Source organism: Specibacter sp. NPDC078692 (assembly GCF_040686835.1).
Taxonomy (GTDB): Bacteria; Actinomycetota; Actinomycetes; order Actinomycetales; family Micrococcaceae; genus Specibacter.
The window spans coordinates 1-15,285 of record NZ_JBFBLV010000038.1; the positions used below are offsets into that span (position 1 = coordinate 1).

A 15,285-nucleotide genomic window follows, 5' to 3' on the forward strand; every position below is an offset into this window, starting at 1 on the left:
CAGTGAAGTCGCTAAAACATTGGGCAGTTCAGGCAATATCAACATTGCGCTCTCGGGTAACAGCGAGCTCATTGGTTTCGCGGAAATGCCATAGTTCAAACCCTGGCATTTCCGTCAAACGGCGGCATTTTCACAAGTGGGCAGTGCTGTCCCTAGTCCTGCTTGTTAGTGACCTCGCCGTTGCGGCGGCGGGTACGTGTGCGGCGTGCCCGCGGCGCCCCAGCCTCGGCGGGAGCTGACGCTGACGCGGCGGGAGCGGCAGCGGACTCGCCCTGCGTGGCAGCTGCGGAAGACGGACGACGGCGGCTGCGGCCGGCGTCGTTCTTCTCACCTGCGGGGGCGTCATCACGGCGGCGCTCACCATGGCGGGCACCTGAACGATTCCCTCCACGGTTTCCGCCACGCTCACCTTCGCGGGCTCCACCTTCGCGGGCTCCACCTTCGCGGGGGCCACGGCCGGATTCCTGCTTGGGGGAGTTGCGCTTGCCAGTCTCGCCCAGATCTTCCAGAACCTCGGCGTTGATGCCGGCGTGCGTACGCTTATCGCGCGGCAGGCGGCCCTTGGTACCAACCGGAATATCCAGATCAGAGTAGAGGTGCGGGGAGGAGGAGTACGTCTCGATGGGTTCGGGAACGCTCAGACCCAGCGCCTTGTTAATCAGGCCCCAGCGAGGCATGTCATCCCAGTCAACGAACGTGACGGCCGTGCCCTTGTTGCCGGCGCGGCCCGTGCGGCCCACGCGGTGTAGGTAGATTTTTTCGTCTTCCACGCACTGGTAGTTGACCACGTGCGTGACGTCATCAACGTCAATACCGCGGGCGGCGACGTCGGTGGCGACCAGGACGTCAACCTTGTTGTTGCGGAAGGCTCGCAGTGCCTGCTCGCGGGCACCCTGGCCCAGATCGCCGTGGATGGCGGCTGCGGCGAAACCGCGGTCAACCAATTCCTCGGCAACCTTGGCAGCGGTGCGCTTGGTCTTGGTGAAGATGATGGAACGGCCGCGGCCGTTGGCCTGCAGGATCCGTGCCAAAACCTCGATCTTGTCCAGGTTGTGGGCCCGGTAGATCAGCTGGCGGATATCGCGCTTGGTCAGGCCTTCGTCCTCGGGATCGGCGGCGCGAATGTGCGTGGGCTGAGTCATGTAACGGCGGGCCATGGCAACAACCGGGCCCGGCATGGTGGCCGAGAACAGCATGGTCTGGCGCACCGGCGGGGTGCCGGCAATCAAGGTTTCAACATCGGGCAGGAAGCCCAGATCCAGCATTTCGTCGGCCTCGTCGAGGATGACCATGCGGACGTGCTTGACGTTCAGGTGGCGCTGTTTGAGTAAGTCGATCAGACGGCCGGGGGTTCCAACAATCAGCTCAACGCCCTTTTGCAGGGCCTCGACCTGAGGCTCGTACGCGCGGCCACCGTAGATGGTGGCGATGCGGATGCCGCGGTGCTTGGAGGCAGTGGTGAGGTCGTTAGCAACCTGAACGGCGAGCTCACGCGTGGGCACGATGATCATGGCCTGGGGTGCGCCCGGGGCTGCGAGCTTCTCAAAGCCCTCATCCTTGGGAGCAACAATGCGGTTCAACGCGGGGATACCGAAGCCTAGGGTCTTACCGGTTCCGGTCTTGGCCTGGCCAATGATGTCGTGACCGGTCAGTGCGATGGGCAGCGTCATGGCCTGGATGGGGAAAGGGTGCGTGATCCCGGCTTCGGTCAGCGAGGAAACAATCTCGTGGTGAACGCCAAAGCTGGCGAACGTTTCCTTCTCCTGCTGACGCGGCGGTTCGTTGCTGCTCAGCGTTCCGTCAATCTCAACGTTTTCGTTGCCGTCTTCTGCTTGCAGCAGGGAATCTGTTTCAATGCTCAAATGCTTACCATTCAATTCGTCTATACAAGGTGCCGCCAACCGGGCTCAACGCTGGCACAAGAGGCCTCACGGAACAGCAGAATAGCGGCACTATCTTAGGGAAGCCGATCGCGGGCTTGCAATTTCTTGCCATCCCGGAGCCACAAACGGCAGGTGCGGGAAGAGCTGATAAGACGCGCGTAGGGGCGGGCTTGTTGAATCAAAAACTAATAATCAACGACCGGGCATCCATGTCTACATGCTCAGTCTAGCGGCACAGCTGCAAATACCGCGGCGAACATAGCGCAGATGACAATGTTGCGCGCTAACAGTGGCGCCGGAGCTGCTCAACTGCCATACCAACTGCGCCATGTTCGACGGCGGGAAGCGAGTGAAGCGGGTGGCTTCAGGCAGGTGAAGGCTAGACGGTTCAGGTCGGTGGGGCCTAGGCGGGGATGAACTTAATGCTTCGCCCAGCAATGTCCACGGAGGCTAGCTTGACCCGCACTGCGGTGCCCGGTTCCAGGTCACCGTCGCAATACGCCGTCACGGCAGGCTCCTGAATCTGGATGGAGCTGCGTGCTGCGGCTGCTTTGGTGTTGTGCCCGTTCTTCTTCGGCCCGGCAAGCACCACGGCGTCAAATTCGCTTCCCACCCGGTGACTGAGCAGCGCCGCCTCCACCGTGTCAACGGCGGCCCGATCCACCTTGTTGGCCAGCTGGTTTGAGGCAGCCATAATCTCTGGCAACTCATCCAGAGCGGCAACGGCCCAGTCCGGAACCTCCTCGTTGGCGCAGAGCGAGGCACAAATAGCCAGCACAAATCGATCCACTAGACGGCGCAACGGTGCAGTGGTGTGGGCGTACGGCGCGGCTACGGCCGCCTGCAGCACGTGCTCCGGCACCTCACCATTAAAGGGTGTGTAGCCGGCACCGCGGAACAGTGTTGTGGCGGCATGCATGAGCGCTAGATGTTTGGGGTTGGAAGTGTTCAAGGTTCGCAGATAGGCCCCATAGGCCAGATCCTCACCCCACGGTTCACCCAACGCCACAGTCTGCAATCGGTAGGCGGCAATGGCTTCCTCATCAGGTGCCGGCATGGTGCGCAAGATGCCCACTTTGCCCTCAAGCATTACCTGGGCCGCAGCCATCCCGGTGAGCAGTGAAATCTGGGCGTTCCAGTCTTCGATGGGCAGATTGGGACGGAACTCCAACACGTACTTGCCGTCAACGAATTCAACTTCCTGAGCAGGCACATTCAAGCTAGCGCCGCCCCGGACCCGTTCCAGCTCGATGCGTTTTGTCCCAATCTCAGCCAACAGCGCCAAGATGCCGGCGACGGCGGCCGGTGCGTTCCCGGCGTCGTGCATCTCTTGAGCTTCTTCGTAACCCAGCTTCGCGATGCTTTGCACGGTGGCGCGCCGGACGGAGGCCGAGGTTTGGGCGCCGTCGGCGTCGAGGTGGATTTCCCAGACGTAGGCGGAGCGCGGATCGTTGGCGAAGAGGCTCGCCGCACCCTCGCTCAGGGGCAACGGATGCAGAGGAATGCGCTGGCCAGGGGTGTAAATGGTTTGGCCGCGGCGGCGCGTCTCGGCATCCAGCGGGCCACCGGCGGGGACAAAGGCGGGGACATCGGCAATGGCATAGTGGACCACGTAGCCGTCGTCGCTACGCTGCAGGTACATGGCCTGATCCAGATCCTGAGAAGTGGGCGGGTCAATGGTGATGAAGGGCAGCGCGGTGAGATCCGGTGCAGGCAATTGATGGCCTGCGATCACCGCATCCACCTCAGCCAAAACATCCGGGGCAAAGCCGTCTGGCAGCTTAAACTCATCGCTCAAGGCGGCGAGGGCCTGGGCTAGGGACTGTTGCGCGGCGCTACTACTGACGCCAATATGTGAGTACGGCACGATTTCAGCGTAAACGATTCGTGTGCGCGAACATGGGCGGCGCGGCACAGACTACGCTGGTACTTATGAGTATTTCAGCTTCCGAGGCCGATGATTCCGTCTCTGCAGGCGAACTGAGCGCCCGTTATGACAACTTCGTGGTGGACCTGTTGGGCAGCATCGCATACGGTGAGCTCTCCGCGTTTGAACGGCTAGCCACCGACGCCCGGCATTCGCCCTCGCTGTCAGACAGAGCCGTGCTGGGCAAAATGGCGGTCTCCGAGTTTGGCCATTACGAAGCCATGTGTGCCCGGTTGCTGGAGATGGGCATGGATCCGGAACTCGCCATGGCCCCATACCAGCGCATGGTTGATGCCTTCCATGAACGCACCCGCCCCGCCGATTGGCACGAGTCCTTGATGAAGGCCTACGTGGTGGAAGCCATCACAGAAGAGTTCTACGCCGCGATTGCCGAACATCTGGACGAGTCCACGCGTGCCGCCATTGCAGCGGTGCGCACCAGTGATGAGCAGAACGCTCTGCTCGCCAAACTGTTGAAGAGCATGCTGGCGCAGGACCCCCGGCTCTCGTCCAGGTTGGCGTTGTGGGGGCGTCGTTTGGTGGGGGAGGCGCTGACACAGGTGGAGCGCATCGGCGCCAAGCACAGCTTCTTGGTGGGGTTGCGACCCGACGGAACTCAGGAGGCGGCCGCAGCCGAGGTTTCGAAAATTCTTAGCACTCTGACCCGCAACCATTCCAAACGAATGAGCCAGCTGGGACTGACAGCCTAAGTTTTTTACTTTTCGGGGAGGAGCGGACAGCGGTGGCGAGTGCAGTCGCAGGTGGTGGCGGTGGACTTAGCCGCCGCGGACGTCGGCCAGGATGCGTTCAAGCGTCTCGGCAGCGCTCTCTTGTTCGGTGATTCTTAGCTCCGCAATGCCGGCCAGCGGATTCCAGCCTCGGTACCAGCCGCGCATAGCGTCTTCGCCAAAGTCGGCCCGCTTGTCAGGACGGGTTGCATGTCGGCGTAACGTCTCCTCAAAGCTGAGGTCGTAGGCGTAAAAAAGGCTCCGCCCCTGATGCCCGTCCCGCAGCGTGAGGAACACTTCGCTATAAGTATTGGCGTTGAACATGCCTTCCATAATGACGGTGCGGCCGTGTTGCAGCGCCAAGGCAGCCGACTGCTGAATGAGCGCGATACTCAGCGCGGAGTAATTTCCGGCCTCGCCCAAAATAGTCCGGCGAAAATTGTCTTGCTCGATCCACACTCCGTCCAGTTCCTGCTGCAAAGCGCAGGCCACCGTGCTCTTGCCGGAGCCAGAGTTGCCACGCAGCACGATCAGGAGGGACATCTCTCCATCAAAGCACGTTCGACGGCGGATGGCTCCTGCCGCTGTCGACTCACCGGAACGACGCGTTCGCTACGCGTAGCTCTCTCCCCGTGACTCGCTGCGCTCGCACGGGGCCCCGCGTTCGCTACGCTTAGCCCGTGGGAAAACGACGCGGGACCTCGGTTGGCAGTAGTTCCTTTAGCCGTGTCTTGGCGCTCTTGGTCGCCGGAACGTTCTTTATGGAGATTTTGGACGGCGCCATCATTGCCACGGCTGCTGCCGCAATAGCCGCAGATCTGAACGTTCGTCCAGTGGACATCAACTTGGCCATGACCTCGTACCTGATCACCCTGGCTGTGGGTATTCCGATCAGCGGCTGGTTGGCTGAACGCTTTGGGGCTCGGCGCGTGTTCACCTCCGCCATCGCCATCTTCACTATTGCCTCCCTGTTGTGCACACTGAGCCCGAACCTGATGTTCCTTTGTGGAGCCCGGATGCTCCAAGGCGTGGGCGGGGCGATGATGGTTCCCGTTGGTCGGTTGGTGGTGCTGCGTGAGGCAGATAGGAAAGAATTCCTAGAAGCCATCGCCTACCTGACCTGGCCTGCGCTCATAGCACCGGTGATTGCCCCGGTGTTGGGCGGCCTGCTGGTCACGTATTCCAGCTGGCACTGGATCTTCCTCATCAACGTCCCCTTGGGGATAGTCGCCTTCATTGTGGCCACCAGAGTTGTTCCGGACATCAGGGCCAGGAAGCTGCCACCGCCGGACTGGGTAGGTTTCCTGCTGTGCGGCACAGCCTTGGCCGCGCTGGTGATAGGTATGGAACTGGTGGGTGCGGCACCCACGCCATGGGCCGGCGTCGTACTTTGGTTTGTGCTGGCAGCAGCCGGGACCGTGGCAGCGCTCTGGTGGTTTAGACGCTCACAGCACCCGCTACTGGATCTGCGTGCTCTGCGGATCCCCACATTTTTGGTGGGCAACCGCGGCGGTGCGCTTTACCGGCTGGTGATTAATGCGGTGCCGTTTTTACTACCGCTGATGTTCATGATCGGATTCGGCTGGAGTGCGCTTGAGGCGGGCCTGATGACCATGGCCGTGTTCGCCGGGAACGTGCTGATCAAGCCGGTCACCTCGCCCATGATCCGGCGATTCGGGTATCGCCGTGTGCTGCTGCTCAGCAATATAGGCGGCGCCCTGACACTGGTGGCCTGCGCCTTCCTGAACCCCGAAACGCCACTGGCGCTCATCGCCGTCGTACTATTTGCCAGCGGTGTGCTGCGCTCGATCGGCTTCAGCGCCTACAACACCTTGCAGTTCATGGACGTACCCAAGGCGCGGATGGCCGGAGCTAACACACTCTCCTCCACGATCGCCCAGGTCGCAACAGGTCTAGGTATTGCCGTCGGTGCTCTGATTTTGCGGGCGGCCGAAGCCATTCTGGCCGGAACCCCGGAGGCTGCTCCAGTGACGGGCTACCAGCGGACGTTCGCTGTGCTCGGGGTGATCATGCTGTACCCGGTGCTCGAAGCGCTGCGCATGCATCGGAACGCGGGGGAGTTGCTCAGCTAACTGTGAGGTGAACTGCTCAGCTAGAACCTGGGTGGCCGGACGCCTTGCGGTTGGGCAGTGACAGCGCCGCAATCACAGCCGCACCGCCGGCGAGAATGGCCAAAGCGGCGGCCATGGCACTCCACCCAAACTGTTGGAACACCAAGCCTGCGCTCCAGCCGATCGCGCTGGAACCGGAGTAGTAGCTGAGGTTGTAGAGGGAAGACGCCTGGGCTCGGCCAGTGGTGGCTAATGCTCCAGTCCACCCCGACGCGATACTGTGCGCGCCAAAGAAACCTGCCGTGAATAACACCAGCCCCATCAAAATCAGGATGATCGGGCTTGCCAGCGTCATGGCCAGCCCGCCCACCATGACGCCGATCGACGCCAACAACACTGCACGGCGACCCCAGCGACCAGCCACTCCGGCTACCATCCGTGAGGAGAATGTCCCTGCCAAATACGCCAGAAAGAGCAGCGCGACTGCCGACGCGGGAAAGAGGTAGGGAGGTGCTTCCAAACGGAACCCCAGATAGTTGTACACACTGACAAAGGCGCCCATCAATAAGAAAGCCTGGGCGTACAAGGCCAGCAAGGAACTGCTGCGTAGTTGGGGGATTAGCTTGCCTAACACTGCGCCAAAGCCCACCCGGGGCGAGGGAATGAAACCCCTCGGGCGGGGCGCCAGAACAAGGAAAGCCACGGCCGCCACCGCCGCACAGAGTGAGACGGCGAGCGTGCCCATACGCCAACCGGCCACATCCGCGACAGGTCCGGCCAGCAGCCGACCAAATAGTCCACCCAGCGTGGTCCCAGCAACGTAGGCGCCAGCTGCGGCCGCCGCATGGGCTGCCCTGACTTCTTCGCTGAGGTAGGCGATCGCCAAGGCGGGGATGCCGCCCAGCGCTGCACCCTCCAGCGCTCGCAGAACCAACAGAATTTCAAAATTTGGGGCCGCCGGCACCAATAAACCCATGATGGTTGCCAGAATGACGGCCAGCCCCATGGTGCGGACCCGGCCCCAGCGGTCGGCAACAAAAGACCAAGGCAAAACTGCTGCGGCAAGCCCGATCGTTGCCACTGACACCGTCAACGAGGCCTGCGCCGCAGTGACATTCAATTCCCGCGAAACCAGAGGCAAGAGTCCCTGCAGCGAATACAACTGGGCGAACGTTGCCACCCCGGCACAAGCCAGCGCAGCCAAGATCCGACGATATCCAGAACTGCCACGCTGGTGCCCGTCCCTGTGAGCTGCCGTACCCGCCACAGGATGAATCGGGCCGTTAGAGTCAGCCACTAATCACCACTTATACGGTTCCTTGTCCATGGCCACTGCCCATACCAGCTATGCGTCACTGGATGATTTTCTCTGGCGAAAGCATGCACCAGCCCGAGTTACAGCCTAGCCTCAACCCCTCCCAATATTAGGTTGGGACAAAGGCTGTTAGCGCAGAACGACTGTACGGTTCCCGGAGAGAATGATCCGGCCCTCGGCATGCCATCTCACGGCGTTGGTTAACGCCTTGCATTCGGCGTCTTTACCGACCGCGACCAGATCCGCAGGACTGTAGGTATGGTCCACCTCGATGACTTGTTGGGCGATGATCGGCCCCTCATCCAGTTCAGCGTTGACGTAGTGAGCCGTGGCGCCGACCGTTTTGACTCCGCGTTCGTATGCCTGGTGGTATGGCTTGGCGCCCTTGAAACTGGGCAGGAAGGAGTGATGAATATTGATCGCACGCCCCGATAACACCTTGGTCAAATCATCACTGAGAACCTGCATGTACCGCGCCAGCGCCACCAGCTCAGCCGTGTATTGATCCACCAACTCCAGCAACTGGGCTTCGGCGGCCGGCTTCGTATCAGGGGTCACCGGGATGTGGTGGAACGGAATTCCATGCCAATCCACCAAATCCTTGTGGGTCTCATGGTTAGAGACAACAGCCACGATCTCCACCGGAAGTTCGCCGGTCCGGGCCCGGAAGAGCAGATCATTGAGGCAGTGGCCAAATTTGGAAACCATGACCAGGATGCGTTCTTTACGGGCCTGCGGTTCCAGCCGCCACCGCATGCCCCACTGCTCGGCGAGGGGCGCAAAATCGCTCCGTAGCTGATCCGCAGATGGCCCATCTGCGGTGGCCAGGAAGTGTACCCGCATGAAGAATTGCCGCACCTGCTGGTCACCGAACTGCTTGATATCGACAATGTAGCAGCCATGCTCGAGCAGATAGTGCGCTACTGCGTGCACAATTCCGGGATTCTCGACGCAGTCAAGGGTCAGGATGAACCCTTCCCCAGTTGCAGGAATCTCACTGTGAACGTTCGACGGCGTCAACGGCTCCGTGGTCATCGTCCAGCCTCTTCGTCGTGTGCCAGGCTACGGGCTGTGCTGGCCTCCGCCTCTGTTGCGAGATCTGCCTTGAACTTGCGGTAACGGGCCAAGTGGCCGGGGGTCTTGCCAATGAAGTACCAGACCACCGCAAGTGCAATGAACCAGATGGGTGTAACCAGCAGGGCGATCAGCGTATCGACCTGAGTTGTCAGAGCCCACAGGACAAAGGCGAAGAAAGCGAAGACAACATAGACCATGGGGATGCCACCAGGCATCTTGAATTTGGAGGCCTCGTGCAATTCAGGGCGACGGCGACGGAAGGCTAGGTAGCTGGCCAGAATGATGGACCAGACAAAGACGAAGCAGACAGCAGCCACGGTGGTGACCATTTCAAAGGCTTTGCTGATGTCTTCTCCGACGTAGAGCAACACGATGCTGGACAAGAGCAGGACGCAGGAAAGGAACAACGCGTTGTTGGGGACCTTGCGGCTAGACAACTTGGCGAATCTGGCAGGGGCATCGCCTTCCATGGCCAGGCCATAAACCATGCGGGAGGTGGAATAGATGCCGGAGTTCGCTGAGGACATCGCTGAAGTCAGCACCACAAGGTTGATGATGGTGGCTGCCGCTCCGAGTCCGGCCAAGGAGAACATGGCGATAAACGGGCTGCTTCCGGCCGAGAACTGGGTCCAGGGAATGACTGCCATCAGGATGATCAAGGCGCCTACATAGAACAGCAGCACGCGGATCGGGATGGAGTTGATGGCTTTTGGAAGGTTCTTCTCCGGATCTTTGGCCTCAGCAGCGGTGGTACCGACCAGTTCAATGCCGACGAAGGCAAACACAGCGATCTGGAATCCGGCAACAAAGCCCATGAACTCATTCGGGAAGAAGCCGCCGTGGCTCCACAGGTTCGTGAAGCTTGCTGTTCCAGAATCAGACTGGAAACGGCTAAAGATCATGAATAGGCCCACCCCGATCAGAGCCACAATGGCAATGATTTTGATGAGGGCAAACCAGAACTCTGTCTCACCGAAGGCCCTCACCGTGGTCAGGTTTAGGATCAGCAAGATTCCTACGGTGACCACACCGGGGATCCACAAGGGAATGCCCGGCAAAAGGACATCTGAGTAGGCGGCGATCGCGATGACGTCAGCGATGCCTGTGATAACCCAGCAGAACCAGTACGTCCAGCCGGTGAAGAAGCCGGCCCAGGGGCCCAGCAAGTCTGCGGCAAAGTCGCTAAAAGACTTGTAATGGAGGTTGCTGAGCAACAGTTCACCCATGGCTCGCATGACAAAGAACAGCATGAATCCGATGATCATGTACACAAAGATCACCGACGGTCCGGCCGCGGAAATGGTTTTTCCGGAACCCATAAACAAACCGGTTCCAATGGCACCACCAATGGCAATGAGCTGAATATGGCGGTTGCTGAGTTGGCGCTCGAGCTGGGGTGGCTCGTCCGAGAGGGGCGCGGTATGGCGAGTAGTCAAAGGAATTCCTTCGTTCAGGTGGCATGGAGCACCACGAAGATTTTTTCCTCCCCACTCTGTATGGGACCTGAGAGTTTTCGCGTTTCTAAAAAATAGTGAACGCTTGCACCGTCGGTGAGTCCGTTTCCCGGACTGCTTTCCAGAGTTGCCTAGCCGTGGCGGTACAGGGGCCTGAGAGATTCCCGGGGAGGGTTTGCTCCTTCGGCGCCTACCGATATCGCTGGGAGGACTCTCCCGCCGCGGATCATAGGCACTGCAAAAACTTAAAATAAAAATGGGTGACGCGAGTCACAGATTAGCCTGAACTTTGGGCCATGTGCAAGACGTATCCAGAAAGTCGTCCGGAACGGCAGGAAATGGGGCCGCCGCGGCCATCAAGGAGGCCTCCTTGATGGGGCGACTTGGTGGAACCGCTGAAGTGCCTGACTCGGACACGAAGCGGCGACGGCTCGGACGGAGGAGTTGCACTAAGTGCGAGCCATCGGGTAGTGTGTGCCGAGAATCACCTACATTTGAATATGCCTTTTGAACCGTGGCGGGAGAGTCCTCCCAGCAATGTGTGAGGCGCCGTAGGAGCAAATCCTCCCCAGGAATCTCTCAGGCCCCCGTACCGTCATGGCGAGGCAACTCTGGAAAGCAGCCGGATTAATCCGGTTCACCGACGGTGCAAAGCGGATCACAAATCTGCGGAATCTCTCAGGTCCAAGACAGAGCGGGGAGGAACCCCACTCATGCCGACGCTTTCGCCCGGCCGTACCTTGGAGTTCCCCTTGACGATTCAATCTCTTCCTAGCGTGTTTGCCGACCGACACATTGGTGCCCGCGAACAATCGCATGTTGATTCCATGCTCAAAGCCATTGGCTATGACAGTGTCGATTCGCTCGTTGATACGGCCGTTCCGGATTCCATTCGCCAGAGCAAGCCGCTGGCACTGCAATCGGCGCTGAGTGAAGTTGAAGTTCTGAGTCAGCTCCGAGGGCTCGCAGCCAAGAACAAAATGGCCGTGCAGATGATCGGCCAGGGCTACTATGACACCGTGACGCCACCGGTGATCATGCGCAACATCCTTGAAGCTCCCGCCTGGTACACGGCCTACACGCCGTACCAGCCTGAAATCTCCCAGGGCCGCCTCGAAGCCCTGCTGAACTTCCAGACCATGGTCAGCGACCTGACCGGCCTACCCGTTGCCAACGCATCGCTGCTCGATGAAGCGACAGCCGTCGCCGAAGCAGTCCTGCTCATGCGTCGCTCCAACAAGACCAAGGGAGCTGGCGAGGCCAAGACCGTTTTGGACTCGGATCTGCTGCCGCAGACCATCGCCATCGTCAAGGGCCGCGCCGAAGCCCTCGGCTTTGAGGTTGAGGTTGCCGATCTTTCCCTAGGTCTGCCAGAAGGCGCCATCAACGGCGTCGTTCTCCAGCAGCCCGGCGTCTCCGGCCGCGTCTTCAACCACGCACCTGTCATCGCCGCCGCCAAGGAACAGGGCGCACTGGTCACAGTTGCCGCCGATCTGCTCGCGCTGACGCTGATCACCCCTCCCGGTGAGCAGGGCGCCGACATCGCCGTCGGAACTGCCCAGCGCTTCGGTGTTCCGCTGTTCTTCGGTGGACCGCACGCCGCTTACATGGCTGTCCGCAACGGCATGGAGCGTTCACTGCCCGGCCGCATCGTGGGTGTCTCCAAGGACAACACCGGTTTGCCGGCGTACCGCTTGGCATTGCAGACTCGCGAGCAGCACATCCGCCGCGAGAAGGCCACCTCCAACATCTGTACTGCACAGGCATTGCTGGCTATCGTGGCTTCCATGTACGCCGTCTACCACGGCCCCTCCGGTCTGAAGGCCATTGCCGAAACCGTCCACGGGCACGCCCGCACCTTGGCAGCGGCACTGCAGGGATCCGGCGTCGAGCTTGTCAATGACTCCTTCTTCGACACCCTCACGGTGCGTGCTCCGGGCCGCGCCAACGCACTGGTCGCCATCGCCGAGCGCGACGGCATCAACTTGCGTCCCATCGACGCCGATCACGTCGGTATTTCCGTCGATGAAACCACGACGGCGGACCTTGTGGCCCGCGTTGCCGCCGTGTTTGGTGCCGCACCGGCAGGAGACGGCACGGATGCGGGCAGCAGCTCAGATTTCGCATTGCCCGCTGACACCGTGCGCGTCTCGGACTTCCTAACCCACCCGGTCTTCAACACGCACCGCTCCGAAACGCAGATGCTGCGTTACATCCGCCGCCTCAGCGACCGCGACCTGGCGCTTGACCGCACCATGATTCCCTTGGGCTCTTGCACCATGAAGCTCAACGCAACGGCTGAGATGGAAGCCATGTCATGGCCCGGGTTTGCCTCCATCCACCCCTTCGCACCGGATTCACAGACTGTTGGCTGGCGTGAACTGATCGGTGGCTTGGAAGCCGATCTGGCCGAAATCACCGGCTACGATCAGGTCTCCATTCAGCCCAACGCTGGTTCGCAGGGTGAGCTCGCTGGCCTGCTGGCGATCCGCGGCTACCACCTCTCCCGTGGCGACGCCCAGCGCACCATCTGCCTCATTCCGCAGTCGGCTCACGGCACCAATGCAGCCTCGGCTGTGCTGGCTGGCATGAAGGTTGTTGTTGTCGCTACCGCAACGGACGGCACCATTGACCACGCTGACCTGACGGCCAAGATTGAGAAGCACAAGGATCAGCTCTCGGCCATCATGATCACCTACCCGTCCACGCACGGCGTGTACGACGCCGATGTGACAGATGTGTGCGACGCCGTCCACGCAGCTGGCGGTCAGGTGTACGTTGACGGTGCCAACCTCAACGCTCTGGTTGGTTTGGCTCAGCCCGGTAAGTTCGGCGGCGACGTCAGCCACCTGAACCTGCACAAGACCTTCTGCATCCCGCACGGTGGTGGCGGCCCCGGTGTTGGCCCGGTTGCAGCCAAGGCGCACCTGGCTCCGTTCATGCCCGGCGATGCCAACGCTTCCGGCACGATCGAGGGGACCGGTGTGCCGATCTCGGCTACACGCTTCGGTTCCGCCGGCGTACTGCCCATCTCCTACGCTTACGTGAAGCTCATGGGCGCCAAGGGTCTGACCGAAGCGACCAAGTCTGCGCTGTTGGCGGCAAACTACATTGCCTCGCAGCTGAACGAGCACTACCCGGTGCTGTACACCGGCGCCGGTGACCTGGTGGCCCACGAGTGCATCTTGGATCTGCGCGATCTGACGGCAAAGACCGGTGTGAGCGCCGAAGACGTGGCCAAGCGCCTCATCGACTACGGCTTCCACGCACCCACGCTGTCCTTCCCCGTATCCGGCACCCTCATGGTGGAGCCCACCGAGTCCGAAGACTTGGCTGAGATCAACCGCTTCATCACCGCCATGATCAGCATCCGCCAGGAAATCGATCAGGTAGCCGAGGGGACGTTCACACTCGATGACAGCCCGCTGCGCAATGCACCTCACACGGCTGCTGCCGTCGTGAACTCAGATTGGGACCGCGGCTACTCCCGCGAACAGGCTGTGTTCCCTGTGGCTGCGCTGCGCCAGGACAAGTACTTCCCGCCGGTCGGCCGCATTGACGGCGCAGCCGGTGACCGCAACTTGGTCTGCTCCTGCCCGCCCATCGAAGATTTCGAAGACTAACCACCACCGCAAAGGAATTCCCATGACTGAGAACTACACTTCCCTTTACGGCGAGCACCAGAAGGCCGGGGCCTCGTTCACCGACTTTGGTGGCTGGCAGATGCCGTTGAAGTACTCTTCCGAACTCGCAGAACACCACGCCGTACGCAAGGCTGCCGGCCTCTTTGACCTCTCCCACATGGGCGAAGTCTGGGTCACCGGTGCCGATGCTGCCGCGTTCTTGGACTACGCCCTGGCCGGCAAGCTTTCCGCTGTGGCCGTGGGTAAGGCCAAGTATTCGCTAATCTGCAACGTCGACGGCGGCATTGTGGACGACCTGATTTCTTACCGCCTCGGCGATGAGAAGTTCCTCGTGGTACCCAACGCAGGCAACGCAGCCACCGTTGCAAAACTGTTGGTTGAACGCGCCGCCGGCTTCGATGTCGTGGTCGAAGACGTCACCATGGAAACCTCTTTGGTTGCCGTGCAGGGACCTAACGCAGCAGCCATTTTGCTGACGCTGGTACCGGAAGACCAGCAAGCTCTCGTGACCGAGATGAAGTACTACGCAGCTGCCTACGTGAGCATCAACGGTCAGGATCTGCTGCTGGCCCGCACCGGCTACACGGGTGAAGACGGCTTTGAAATCTATGTCCCCAACGCTGATGCTGTAGCCCTGTGGCAGGTACTGATGGAGAACGGCGCAGATCAGGGCCTGGTCCCTGCCGGTCTGGCAAGCCGGGACTCCCTGCGTCTGGAAGCTGGCATGCCCCTCTACGGCAACGAGCTCTCCGTATCGGGTCACGCCTACTCAGCCGGTATGGGTCCGGTGGTTTCGCTGGCCAAGGAAAGCGACTTCGTCGGCAAGGCCGCACTGGCCGCCATTAAGGAATCGGGCGACGGCGTCACGTCTGGCCGTAAGCTCGTGGGCTTGAAGGGTCTGGGCCGGCGCGCAGCCCGCGGCCACTACTCCGTTATGAAGGACGGCGCTGTCATTGGCGAAGTCACCTCAGGCCAGCCCAGCCCCACCCTTGGTTACCCCGTAGCCCTGGCCTACGTTGATGTGGCACATGCCGAAGTTGGCACGCAGCTCGATGTTGACCTGCGCGGCAAGGCTGAGCCCTTTGAAGTAGTTGCACTGCCTTTTTACAAGCGCCAAAAATAGTTTCACGACGGAGAGCCGGTGCTCTCGCGAGATGGGGGCTGGTGCCCGCACCGCGCCACACA

General features: G+C 60.9%; 10 protein-coding genes and 2 riboswitches. Of the genes, 4 read left to right on the forward strand and 6 right to left on the reverse strand.

The window, feature by feature from the left end; translation table 11 throughout:
* Nucleotides 1-152 precede the first annotated feature (152 nt).
* Entirely contained in the window at nucleotides 153-1,856 is a 1,704-nt protein-coding gene (locus AB0O97_RS18195; protein ID WP_363884607.1) for a DEAD/DEAH box helicase, read from the reverse strand.
* A 430-nt stretch (nucleotides 1,857-2,286) separates the two neighbouring features.
* Nucleotides 2,287-3,750 (reverse strand): RNB domain-containing ribonuclease, encoded by a 1,464-nt coding sequence (locus tag AB0O97_RS18200; RefSeq protein WP_363844575.1) that lies wholly within the window; start codon nucleotides 3,748-3,750, stop codon nucleotides 2,287-2,289.
* A gap of 65 nt (nucleotides 3,751-3,815) precedes the next feature.
* On the opposite strand from AB0O97_RS18200, the gene AB0O97_RS18205 reads away from it, so the two are divergent.
* On the forward strand, nucleotides 3,816-4,520 hold the full coding sequence (locus AB0O97_RS18205; protein ID WP_363884568.1) for a ferritin-like fold-containing protein: 705 nt from the start codon (nucleotides 3,816-3,818) through the stop codon (nucleotides 4,518-4,520).
* Between the two features lie 66 nt (nucleotides 4,521-4,586).
* Here the strand turns inward: AB0O97_RS18205 and AB0O97_RS18210 are convergent, their stop codons facing one another.
* Nucleotides 4,587-5,081 (reverse strand): AAA family ATPase, encoded by a 495-nt coding sequence (locus AB0O97_RS18210; RefSeq protein ID WP_363844569.1) that lies wholly within the window; start codon nucleotides 5,079-5,081, stop codon nucleotides 4,587-4,589.
* A 137-nt stretch (nucleotides 5,082-5,218) separates the two neighbouring features.
* Here AB0O97_RS18210 and AB0O97_RS18215 point away from each other — a divergent pair, with 137 nt between their 5' ends.
* Nucleotides 5,219-6,631: an MFS transporter gene (locus tag AB0O97_RS18215; RefSeq protein ID WP_363884569.1), complete on the forward strand. Its 1,413-nt coding sequence runs from the start codon at nucleotides 5,219-5,221 to the stop codon at nucleotides 6,629-6,631.
* A gap of 16 nt (nucleotides 6,632-6,647) precedes the next feature.
* Here AB0O97_RS18215 and AB0O97_RS18220 read toward each other — a convergent pair whose 3' ends face one another.
* From AB0O97_RS18220 to AB0O97_RS18230, 3 genes are all read right to left on the reverse strand, one after another.
* Nucleotides 6,648-7,817: an MFS transporter gene (locus AB0O97_RS18220; protein ID WP_363884609.1), complete on the reverse strand. Its 1,170-nt coding sequence runs from the start codon at nucleotides 7,815-7,817 to the stop codon at nucleotides 6,648-6,650.
* Between the two features lie 237 nt (nucleotides 7,818-8,054).
* A complete protein-coding gene (gene purU, locus AB0O97_RS18225; RefSeq protein ID WP_363884571.1) occupies nucleotides 8,055-8,960 on the reverse strand; it encodes a formyltetrahydrofolate deformylase in 906 nt (301 codons plus the stop codon).
* Nucleotides 8,957-10,438, reverse strand: a complete 1,482-nt coding sequence (locus AB0O97_RS18230; protein WP_363884573.1) for an amino acid permease — start codon at nucleotides 10,436-10,438, stop codon at nucleotides 8,957-8,959. The genes purU and AB0O97_RS18230 overlap by 4 nt, the downstream gene beginning before the upstream one ends.
* A 149-nt stretch (nucleotides 10,439-10,587) precedes the next feature.
* A riboswitch (glycine riboswitch) is annotated at nucleotides 10,588-10,685 on the reverse strand.
* A 279-nt stretch (nucleotides 10,686-10,964) separates the two neighbouring features.
* Nucleotides 10,965-11,061, forward strand: a riboswitch (glycine riboswitch).
* A 147-nt stretch (nucleotides 11,062-11,208) separates the two neighbouring features.
* Between AB0O97_RS18230 and gcvP the strand changes: the two genes are divergently transcribed.
* Entirely contained in the window at nucleotides 11,209-14,079 is a 2,871-nt protein-coding gene (gene gcvP / locus AB0O97_RS18235) for an aminomethyl-transferring glycine dehydrogenase (protein WP_363884611.1), read from the forward strand.
* Between the two features lie 22 nt (nucleotides 14,080-14,101).
* Nucleotides 14,102-15,223 carry a glycine cleavage system aminomethyltransferase GcvT gene (gene gcvT, locus AB0O97_RS18240; protein WP_363884575.1) on the forward strand — a complete coding sequence of 374 codons (1,122 nt, stop codon included), beginning with the start codon at nucleotides 14,102-14,104 and terminating at the stop codon, nucleotides 15,221-15,223.
* Nucleotides 15,224-15,285: the final 62 nt, after the last annotated feature.

Coding starts and splice junctions, on each gene's coding strand:
- AB0O97_RS18205 (WP_363884568.1), top strand. CDS start 3,816: ATGAGTATTTCAGCTTCCGAGGCCGATGATTCCGTCTCTGCAGGCGAA.
- AB0O97_RS18210 (WP_363844569.1), bottom strand. CDS start 5,081: ATGTCCCTCCTGATCGTGCTGCGTGGCAACTCTGGCTCCGGCAAGAGC.
- purU (WP_363884571.1), bottom strand. CDS start 8,960: ATGACCACGGAGCCGTTGACGCCGTCGAACGTTCACAGTGAGATTCCT.
- gcvT (WP_363884575.1), top strand. CDS start 14,102: ATGACTGAGAACTACACTTCCCTTTACGGCGAGCACCAGAAGGCCGGG.